This is a genomic window from Paenisporosarcina sp. P4_D4, assembly GCF_056401835.1.
This window is the reverse complement of the sequence record NZ_JBFUIO010000099.1, coordinates 1-7,221: the sequence shown is the minus strand read 5'-3', so window position 1 is coordinate 7,221 and position 7,221 is coordinate 1. Positions and strand designations below refer to the sequence as shown.

The following is a 7,221-nucleotide window of genomic DNA, read 5'->3' as shown; positions in this document are numbered from 1 at the left end:
GGTCTTATCAATTAAACCTTTGTGGACAATTCCTTTTTCATCTATCCAATCCTCAAGAAGACCGTCTCCCCAAGAACTCATACCTGCTCCACCAGCACCAGAATCAATTAATACCATTTCAATATTTTCATAATCAGCAGCTTGGATTCCATTGTAGTCCAACAACATTCTTTTGAAGTCTTTTATTTGGTCAGGAGTTTTCATAGGCGTTTTCTTTTTCTTTTCTAAATCAGTCCATGAAACATTATTTACTATCCTCAATTTATATCCAACATTTGGGTCTTCATAAATTTCAGCGATTGTACAAACAGAGTTGTCATTACTACGAGCAGGATCAACTGCCATAATAAATTTCTTAGTTCCATCATTAGCTAGAACTGGAGGTCTTAATTCAGAATTTCTTATAATGGTTGCACGTTTAATTATTTGATTATCAGAACCTTCTGTTGTAAAGATGTTCTTGTATTCACGCATTGCTTTTTCTTGATTGTCTCTCATGGCTGCATCAATTGTTTCTTGTGACAATAAAGAAACGGGGTATAATTTACCGTTAAATGTTGCATTGATTACTACATCAGAGTTTATATCGGCTACGAAATATTGCTTATCACCCAAAAACATCTTCTTAGCAAAGTCGGAATATTTTCTGAAGAAGTATGTGTCTGTTGACGATGCTGACGATGCATAGAGCAATTGGTTGGGCATTTGTTTAGGAAATAATGTAACATCGACATCTCCACCTAAACGGAAATCGCTGTTTTGAGTTGTGAAAGGTTCGGAAGTTGTGAATAATTCATCCGGGGCGAAGCCGCTCTCATCATAAAAATTTAAGTTCGATCTCTTCGATCTATTGTTATCGAATGATCCATTCAAAGAGTTAACAATTGAGCCATTGTAAAGTTTATACTGAAAAGAGGAGGGGTTATGTGTAAAACCATCTGTATTTGATGCGCTTTTTACAGTTTCATTAAAGAAGACATCTGTTAATCCTGTAAACGAAGCAATCTCTCTTTTTGCTATTTTTTCTATCTTCATAAACATTTCTTGCGATTGAGAGCCTACACCAGCTAAAATATAAGCTTGAAAGTTTGGTATTAATAAGCTTTTAGCCATAATAAAAGGACTGCCAAGTGTGGTTTTACCACTGCTCCTACCCATACACCATAAAACATACGGAGTATTCCAACTTTCCATTAGCACATATTTTTGATAATCCAAAAGCTCTAGCCCCATGAAACGCTCAATAAATTTTACAGGGTTCTTACGTCCCCATTGAATAATCTCGGCTAACTTTAAATATCCGTCCAGCTTTCTTTGAGAGATATTATTGTTACTCATTAAATATCACTCTCCGTCTTGCTGTATATCAATAATTCTTTCTTTATTAGCCTGTTCTCTTCTTCTAGTTTCACTACTTTGCTGTCTAGTTTTTGAATTATTTCTCTTTGCTCTAAAATCATATTAGTATAATCATTTTCATCGAATTGCAACTGTTTCATAATGCTTTCATTGCTAATATCGGCAACCTGACTCATGCCTCGTGCAGTTTCAATGTCAAAGAGATTCAGTTCTCCTTCTTCAATGCCTTTCTCCTGAAGAGCTTTTATTATTCCAGTTAAAGTTCCAGCACCTTTGCTCTTTTGATTATTATGCTTTACCGATATGCCGTTTTCCTCAGCAAGTTTAATTAATGATGCCAAAATGTTCTTTTTAGAATCAATTAGTGATTTAATACCGCCTGAGTTTGAAGCTAATTTATCTAAGTCGTTTGTAATGTTAGTTATCGCTTGATTGATTTTATCAACTTGATTAAACCCTTTTACAATTTCAATGGAAGCCTGTAGCTTGAATCCATCTTCCAATGTGCTTTCATCTAAGAAATCAATAAGTCTGTTATACAGTTGATTTCTGTCTCTTGGATTCTCGTATTCAAATGGATCGTACCCTAAGAGTTTAATTACATCGTCTCTATCTCTGGTATTTATTACGATAGGAGTCTCGTTTTCAATTACTTCTAGGTTGCTTTTGGTACTACTTTTGATTTCATTTTTACTGTTTGTGCTCATTGTCGATTTGAATACGCTATCTCTCCAACCAGTTTCTTTAAATTGAGGGAGCGAATTAGCCATCGACATATATCTGCCTATCGTATCCATTTTGCTTTCAACAGCACTTTCCCAACATTCAATATCAAACATGATGTCAAATTGACGAAGAATAGAATAGACAGTTTCCATATCATCGTAATCGACCATATCTTTAAGGCACGATTTACAAAGTGGTATTTTTTTTGTGTTTGCATACATTTTGTTTGAAGTGTTATAGTAGTTGGTATTTTTTTCTTTATTTTTATTACAACTAATACAGGTTATATATTCTTTCTTGATGGTTTTTGTCATTTAATCAACTCCTTTTACTCATAGTTCCGAAACTAAAAAGAGGACTCTCGAAATAGAGAATCCTCATCAAATAAAACATACATTTTACATATTTAAATTATAATTTATTATTTAATTATCTCTATTGAAGACTCCGAAAAGGAATCCTCTAACAAACAACTAAATCTAATTAAATCTCATGGTCGAACATGCCATATTTCTTAGCTGTTTCGAAGTCAATAAACCAATCCAAATTTTTCTTGCGTTGCTTCTTCAATTTCTTCATTGGAATTTTCGTTTTAGATACAATAAATTCATCTAATCTGTCTTGTAATTTACTATAATGGTTAACAATATTCTTCATCTCGGCAAGTGTTTGAACGTCCATTCCAGCACGTAATTCGTGATAAAGTAGGTGAGCATGACGATTCATGAACTTCACATGACCGCTGAGATACAAAATTAATCCCATGCTCATGCCAATTCCGCCCTCAAGATAAGTGTGAATAGGTGTTTTGGAAGTTTCCATTGCTGCCTGAATTGCACTGCCATGATAAGCTTCTCCGCCCGGAGAATTCACGTAAATTTTGATGGGGATTTTTTCGTCATCCTGTAAGCCCTCATCTTCACGATTAAACAAATGAATAAGTGGAACTACTTTTTCTACGGTGTCTTGGTCGATTGAATCATTCAGATAAATTGTTCTCGCTTCAACACTTTCCATTTCAAGCATACGCTCAATTTCCATTAGTGTTTCTTCATCAAGCTCTAACTTCTGTAGCTCAACGACTTCTTTTTCAATAGTCTCACTCATTCATATTTCCTCCCTTATCTCAATGTTGCTTATTTGTTTTCTCTATCCTTAATATTCAAATCCATCTTATAAATTTTCTTCTCAACTCGACTTCTCAAATCCTCGCTTTTAATCATCCACATCACATAAATCATCAATGGTATGTCTCTAATTACATTAACTAAGCTCTTTAGTTTCTCGAATAAGTTTTGMAATCTTATCGTACTCCTCATCCGAAATATCCTCGATTTCTTCTTCAGCTTCCGATTCACTATTAATATCAGCTTCACGTTCAGCATGGTAAGCAAGAATCTCTTCATCTGTAAATTCAACCAGCTCATTCATTAATTTAGCAGCTTTCCGAGTTCCTGTTTGAATTCCGTCCTCGAAGCCGAGCGTATATTGATCTTCAATGATTTCATCTTTAATCTCTAAAGCTACATGAAGCACATGACGTAATGCTGACTCCCAATGAACATCTTCATCGCACATTTGCTTAAACTCTAATACGAGATCACAAGCTAAACATTTTTCTTCTTCACTCAGTTCATTGTCTTTACTCATTTTGTAACCTCCTTATACTCGATTATTCTTATAATTTATTATTTATCAAACATAATAAATTGCATTCAATCTGTCTTGCGAATACTCAAACAACTGGAATCGCTTCATACTACCAATAAATCCATTATCGTCATGCCAACCATCAGTCTTAGCTCCTGTAGACAGTGAGCGAATCACAATGCCAAAATCATCTTTAGTTACTTCGTGGTGTATGTGTCCACTATGAATTTCTACAATCTTAGCATTTGCAATGTCTTTGCCGAACTCAGATAAGAAGTTTTTACCTAGTCGATTCGATCCTTTATCTCCATGCGAGAAGCCTAAGAATAAATCATTCCATACAAAACCTTTACGTTGCTTCATAGCTGTATCAAACTTTGCTTGTGGGAATTTAGCTTCTAACATCTTCACAAAGCCATATCCAATTCCTTGATCGTGATTGCCATTTGAGAACACTACATTAGTATTCTTACTATTATCTAATGCGTGGAAAATTAAGTTAGAATAGAATGAATCAGCGTCTGCCCATGCTTGCTCCGTATTAACTTGCTCAATCATTGTTCCACTAGTTGTCTTACCTGTGAATCCATCATTGTGTAATAAATCCTGTCCGACAACAAACAATATCGTATCCCATTTGCGAGATTTAATCTTAGTTAGGACTTTGTCATATGTGCTATTGTAGTAATTTAAATCAGCAATCCCGAAGTGCATATCGAATAGTGGAATTTCTAATAAATTAGTATCAGCACTTGTAGGCTGTACAACTGTAATCGGTTTAACTTCTTGTTTAATTTTCTCAAGCAGTTTTTCCATATTGAAGCCATTGCCTTTAGGCTTAACAGTAATCTTACTAGAATATAAAGTTTGAACACCTTGCTCAATACTGTTTACATTCCAAATGTTGTTACGTGCATTAACTAATTCCCAATCATCTGTATCAAATCCATGAGCTTTAAGTAGGTAATTAACATCTTTAGATTGTTCGGTGGACATTGAGATTAACTTATCAGATTTGTGACTTCCATCATTAAGAATTTCAGTTGTTTCTTTGTACTTAATTAATGTATCAGGATTTGACATCTCTTCAGACTCTTTATTCTCATGTAGCAATTTCCATCCACTAGCATATTTACGTAGTGACTCAGCCGAATGCTCAAATCCAAGATTTTCTTTAATGTCTAACCAATCCATGTTGTGCAGCTTGTTTAATTTATCAACACTAACTCTGACTAATTGACTGAATGGAGTTTCACCTTGTTGTCGCTCAAAATTGTATTCAGTCATCTAATCACTCTCCAATTGGTTCAATTTCATTTTCTTCTTTAATGCTAACCGTAATATTCTTACCTGCATATTCATGAAGAATTTCTAGGAAGTTGTATGTTTTCTCTGAGTCCTTTGTTACTTCTGTGATTTCCATTGAATCTAAATTAAAACTACCTTTAAGTTGTGTGCTTAGAACTCGTTTTGCCATATATAATCATTCTCCTTTTATCCTTAATCTCATCATCATTTTGGGTGAGGGAATATGATGAACCCTGTATATGTATAGAATCAAGCAAAGGTTGCGATCCTTTAAGCTATCATCTTATAAAACTGTAGTTTTAATTATAATTTACTATTTACATTTCATCTACTTTGGCAGCAATTTTACTACGATATACGTGCTTCAACTCGACTTGTCCGAAGTAGTCTAATCCTCTGAATACTTCACTTAAACGTCTCATCCCGTTATTCTTACCTTCAAATGAATGATGGTCTAGCTGCTGGTCAAAGTCTCCTTCTACAATAAACTTACTGTCTTCAGAGATTCGGCTTGCTGCTAATTTCATAAGTGGAATATCCATATTCTGACCCTCTACAGCAATTACAATAGCATTCATTCCAGTAGTATCATAGCCACGTAAATCAGAAAGGGGTAGGACAATTAAATCACCAGTAGTCATCATTGCTTCAACTTCATTGTAGTCACCAAATTTAGAAGCTAGGATATGACCGATACTTACTTGCATAAGCTTCTCTTTTAATGATCCTTTGTACAGCCCCAAGACTGCTGCTCCCTTGGTCGGTAAGRAATTTGCGAATACAATCAATTTACTGTACTTGCCTTTTTCAATTTGTTGCATTGCATAAGTTAGTGCTAATAGTGTTTTAGCTGTACCTGCCTTACCATGTAGAAGCGTAAACTGATTACTGTTTAATGAATCAATTGCACACGATTGATATAAATCTCTAGCTGTGAACTTGCCCATTTTAAATGAGTTAATGCTCTTTGATTTAACAGTAATGTGGAACTGACCATCCCATTTTAAGGCGTCAATTTCTTCACCAGTCACATCATCCAAAATAACTAGATATTCATTGACATTAAGGTCAAACTTGTTGTTTCCTAAGTCATTTGTATAGAAATCAGTGTATTCTTTAGGTAACATATGAACTTCTTTGTATCCTGTATAGTGCTCCTCGTTTTCAACATCCATAGTAGCAATGTCAATAAACTCAACCCCATACTCAATAGCTTTTTCTGCAAGTAGTCCATCAAAAGTAATAATCGGGCTGCCTGTTACGATACAGTATTTGAGAATCTGATTGTCGATGTATGAGTTTGAAAAGTCATTATTTAAGTCCCACATGTAATCTTTATTGTCAAAATAAATTTTATCTAGCTTTCTTAATCGTCTACGTTTTTCTCTAGCTTCCCATGATGTTTGTCCATACTTATCAGGGTTGTTTTCCATCTTTTCTAATTCACGAATAATCATAGATGGAATAGCTAGTGGGAAACGATCAGCAATTGCTTCTACGTTAACCTTTAGAATAATGTTGGTGTCTAGCACATATCGTTTCTCATTCGTCTGTGTAGTCATAAGCATCCCCATGATAAAGTTACGGATAGGGGAGAGTAGGTGTCCTACCCGTAACAGTTATTTTCCTCTCTGATTAACCTTCTACTTGAACTTCAGCTAAATCACGTTTAAACACCGAGTTAACTTTGAATTTCACCGCATAATGCTCAGGCTTAATAACTTTTTCACCAGTTTTAGGATTGCTATGCTCTCGTTCTGGGACTACATCAACCTTCAATGTTCCAATATCACCAAGCTTAACTCCTGCTTTTTGCTCAAATACTACTGTCTCAACTACACCGAATATAATATCCAATACTTCTGAAGCCTTTACTTGTGTTGTATCTAATCCTTCTGCTACCAATTTTACGAAATCCTTTTTAGTTAATACTGTTGTCATGTTAAATCAATCTCCTTTTTCTCTGTTTTCTCGTGCGTATTTTAAGGAAAATACAGCAAAACCTTTAGTTTTCATTGCTTTTTCTTGCATTTTAATGTAATATTATCTTATAATTTATTATTTTGGGAGGTTTTGACGCTCCCAAACTATTCTGTTTAGTTGTAATTTGAATCACTGGTGTCAATTAATCCAAAATCATATTTTTCATCAACGATCAAATCCACAAAGTTTGTATAT

8 protein-coding genes are annotated in these 7,221 nt (G+C 34.5%); all 8 read right to left on the bottom strand.

Annotation, left to right across the window (positions count from 1 at the left end; genetic code table 11):
* Positions 1-1,338 (bottom strand): terminase (locus AC1DSL_RS14620; protein ID WP_477532726.1); only part of this gene is annotated, 1,338 nt, incomplete at its 3' end.
* Positions 1,338-2,399, bottom strand: a complete 1,062-nt coding sequence (locus tag AC1DSL_RS14615; protein WP_477532725.1) for a hypothetical protein — start codon at positions 2,397-2,399, stop codon at positions 1,338-1,340. The genes AC1DSL_RS14620 and AC1DSL_RS14615, both read right to left, overlap by 1 nt.
* 169 nt (positions 2,400-2,568) lie before the next feature.
* The gene (locus AC1DSL_RS14610; protein WP_477532724.1) at positions 2,569-3,192 is read right to left on the bottom strand and encodes a ClpP family protease; all 624 of its coding nucleotides are present in this window, start codon (positions 3,190-3,192) and stop codon (positions 2,569-2,571) included.
* 156 nt (positions 3,193-3,348) lie between these two features.
* Positions 3,349-3,735, bottom strand: coding sequence for a hypothetical protein (locus tag AC1DSL_RS14605; RefSeq protein WP_477532723.1), 387 nt, complete (start codon positions 3,733-3,735; stop codon positions 3,349-3,351).
* 45 nt (positions 3,736-3,780) lie between these two features.
* A complete protein-coding gene (locus tag AC1DSL_RS14600) occupies positions 3,781-5,022 on the bottom strand; it encodes a hypothetical protein (RefSeq protein WP_477532722.1) in 1,242 nt (413 codons plus the stop codon).
* 4 nt (positions 5,023-5,026) lie between these two features.
* Positions 5,027-5,212, bottom strand: coding sequence for a YonK family protein (locus AC1DSL_RS14595; RefSeq protein WP_477532721.1), 186 nt, complete (start codon positions 5,210-5,212; stop codon positions 5,027-5,029).
* Between the two features lie 148 nt (positions 5,213-5,360).
* Positions 5,361-6,605 carry a PhoH family protein gene (locus AC1DSL_RS14590; RefSeq protein ID WP_477532720.1) on the bottom strand — a complete coding sequence of 415 codons (1,245 nt, stop codon included), beginning with the start codon at positions 6,603-6,605 and terminating at the stop codon, positions 5,361-5,363.
* 73 nt (positions 6,606-6,678) lie between these two features.
* Positions 6,679-6,984 (bottom strand): HU family DNA-binding protein, encoded by a 306-nt coding sequence (locus AC1DSL_RS14585; protein WP_477532719.1) that lies wholly within the window; start codon positions 6,982-6,984, stop codon positions 6,679-6,681.
* Between the last annotated feature and the right edge of the window lie 237 nt (positions 6,985-7,221).